Raw genomic sequence first — 3,183 nt, forward strand, 5'->3', positions numbered from 1 at the left:
CGGCGGGGACGCGCTGATGCTGTTCGACGAGCGCGGCGCCGACGCGGTGCTGCTGGACTGGCGCATGCCCGACAAGGGCGGGGCCGAAGTGCTGCCTCGCATAGCGGCGCAGGACCCCACCGTGCCGGTCATCGTGGTGTCCGGCACCAGCGAGGTGCGGGAGCTGGCCCGGGCCTTGCGCCTGGGCGCATGGGATTTCGTGATCAAGCCCATCGAGGACATGGCCGTGCTCGACCGGGCGCTGGTGCGCTGCCTGCTGCGGGCCGAACTGCTGCGCGAACAGGGGCGCCGCCGCGAAACGCTGGAAGACCTGGTGCGCCGCCGCACCGAGGACCTGGAGGACGCCAACCGCCGCCTGCGCCGGGAAATCGCCGAGCGCCGGGAATTCGAACGGGCTCTGGCGGAAAGCGAGGAACGTTTCCGCCAGTTGATGGAGAACACCAGCGAGGTGTTCTGGGTGCGCGACCTGGCCAGCGACCGGCTGCTGTATCTTTCGCCGGCGTATGAAACAGTCTGGGGGCGCCCGGTGCAGGAGGCCATGCGGGGCGACGGTTCGCGCATGAGCACCGTGCACCCCGACGACAGAAGTGCGTTGGCAACCGCCATGGCGGGCATCGCATCTTCGGCCACCCCGGTGGACGCGGAATTCCGCATCGTGCGGCCCGATGGCGGGGTGCGCTGGGTGCATGCCCGGGCCTTTCCCGTGCGCGACGGTGACGGCAACGTCTACCGCGTGGCCGGGGTGGCCGAGGACGTCACGGCCCGCCGCGCGGCGGAGGAGGGCATACGGGCCTCGCTGCGCGAAAAGGAAATCCTGCTGCGTGAGGTGCACCACCGGGTCAAGAACAACCTGCAACTCATCGTCAGCCTGCTGAACCTGCAGGCGGCCTATGCCGACGGGGCCGCCGACCGCGAACGGTTCATCGAAAGCCGCAACCGCGTGGCCTCCATGGCCCTGGCGCACGAGGAACTGTACCGCGCCAACGACCTGGCCAGCGTCAACGTGGCCGACTACGTGGAACGGCTGGCGCGCAAGCTGGTTCTGTCGTCGGTGGATGCCGAGGTGGACCTGGCGCTGGACCTGCCGCCGCTGTTCCTGCCGGTGTCGGCGGCCATTCCCTGCGGGCTTATCCTCAACGAACTGGTCACCAACGCCATCAAGCACGCCTTTCCCGGCCGCGACGCGGGGCGCATCGCCATAGCCGCCCGGCGCGAGGGGCGGCAGGTGGAGGTGCGCATCACCGACGATGGGGTGGGGCTTCCGGAAGGCTTCGATCCCGCCGGGGGCACAACGCTGGGCATGCAGCTGGTGGGCAGCCTGGTGGCCCAGCTTGGCGGGCGACTGGAGGTGGCGTCCGGCCTTTCGGGCGCCAGCTTCGTGGTGCGCTTCGAGGCAAGCGAGGCCGAACCTTACGGAGCCGAAGCGTCCGGTGCCGGCAACGCATTGTCGGGTGGGCCGGGGCTGGTTGGCGTGTTCATCACGCCGACCGGCGAGTAGCGGTTCGCCCGACAACCGGCCTGCCAGACAATAGCGCGGTCCGGCTGCCGGACCGGTGGCAACCTGTCCGGCGCACCGGCGTCGGGGCGACGGACCCCGAACTGCCGATTTCCCGAAGATATGGCGGGTGCTCGCTGGTCATGCATGATGCGGATGTGTTGCAATTGAATCGCGCGGCACTATTTTTACGTCAGTGCATGTACTTTTTTTCTCATTTGTCCGGTTTCGCCTTGACTTGACGGCCTGACAGGCGGAACATATTCTTGCACCGACCGGACGCTCAATGAGCGCCATGCTGCCGATGCATGCCGAAATCTCCGTTCTGCGCGTCACCCGCGCGGGAGGCCAGGCCATGCGAGCACGCCAAGTCCAGTCAGCCTTTCCCCTTCCTGCCCTCTACGCCCCCGGACGCAGTCGCCTTTCCCCCTGGCCGTTTTTCGCCCCGTTTCGCACCCGCGTGCGACGGGGCGGTTTGGTGTTCGTTCGTCACGTGGTCAGAAGACGTGCCGCCCCGGCGGCGCCCAGCAACGTACCGCCGTGCCTTTTTCCGAAGGGACGGCGCAAACCCGGTGGACGACGGAAGCCGCCTGCCGATCCTGTCGGGCCAGGCCCGAGGAGGCACCATGAGTTTCGCTGATATCGGTTCCATTGTCGTTGGCGTCATCGTGCTCGGCATCATTGGGTACTTCATGTACACCAAGGTCGTGAAGCACTAGTCGACACAGCCCGCATCGACCCGGCCCACCGGCCAGCCCTGCCAGACCGACCGGCGTGACCTGCCCCGCCGATGCCCATAGTGGCGCCCTTCACATGTGTGAGGGGCGCCGTTTTTTGTTTATGCTGAAAGAACAGCCTGTTGAAGTTGGTCGTGATAATCAGGCACAAAATTGGAAAAATATTGTCGCGATTTGGTGACGGGTGCTAGCGTTGGCAAATCTGCATTTTCCGCCTGTTCCGGTCGACTTTGGTCGCACAGGTCGGGGGTAAATTGTTGACAGCGATTTTCAATATCAAATAGGGTGGCGCTTCCCGCGCGGCACAGGGCTGGCGAGGATGGCTGCCGGGCATTGGCCGCATGGTGGCCGGACGCGTGACGACGCACTCATCACAAGGAGACGGGAATGAACGAGAGCTACAAGTACGGGCTGTATTTCGTGGGTGGCGTGGCGCTGGGTGCGCTGGGCGCGGTGATGCTGGGCCGGGGCAAGTTCGACATCCGTCCGGCCATGGCCGACCTGCTGAGCCACGGCTTTGACCTGAAGGACAAGGCGTCTGCCTACGCGGAAACCGTGCGCGAGCACATGGAAGACATCGTGGCCGAGGCCGAGCACGTGCACAAGCAGCGCAAGGACGCCGCCGAAGCCGCTGCACCCGAAGCCGCTGCCGAAGCCGCCAAGGCCTAGCCCGGACTGATCGGACAGAAACCGGATTGCTCTCCGACCACATCCGCAACGGACGAGGCGCATGGACTATCGCATAGCACACGAACTGCCGGGGCGCCTGCGCCTGCGCTGCGCCCCCGGTTCGCTTTCCCAGGACCGGGCGCATGATCTTGTGACCCGCATCGTGGCCGTTGACGGCGTGGCGGAAGCGCACGCCACCGCCACCACCGGCAGCGTGCTGGTACGCTACGCCCGCCCCGCGGCGCGGGGCGAGGTGCTGGCCGTGGTGGACGGCTTTGTGGC

General features: G+C 66.5%; 3 protein-coding genes. All 3 read left to right on the plus strand.

Features of this window, described 5'->3' with window-relative positions:
* Positions 1-1,498: sensor histidine kinase (locus FVW27_RS11365; RefSeq protein ID WP_167125218.1), on the plus strand; the 1,498-nt coding region annotated here is incomplete at its 5' end.
* 1,121 nt (positions 1,499-2,619) lie between these two features.
* The gene (locus FVW27_RS11370) at positions 2,620-2,901 is read left to right on the plus strand and encodes a hypothetical protein (protein ID WP_167125220.1); all 282 of its coding nucleotides are present in this window, start codon (positions 2,620-2,622) and stop codon (positions 2,899-2,901) included.
* Positions 2,902-2,962: 61 nt separating this feature from the next.
* The coding region (locus FVW27_RS11375; protein ID WP_208294751.1) for a hypothetical protein at positions 2,963-3,183 on the plus strand (221 nt) is incomplete at its 3' end.

It is taken from the genome of Nitratidesulfovibrio liaohensis, assembly GCF_011682075.1.
Lineage (GTDB): Bacteria > Desulfobacterota > Desulfovibrionia > Desulfovibrionales > Desulfovibrionaceae > Cupidesulfovibrio > Cupidesulfovibrio liaohensis.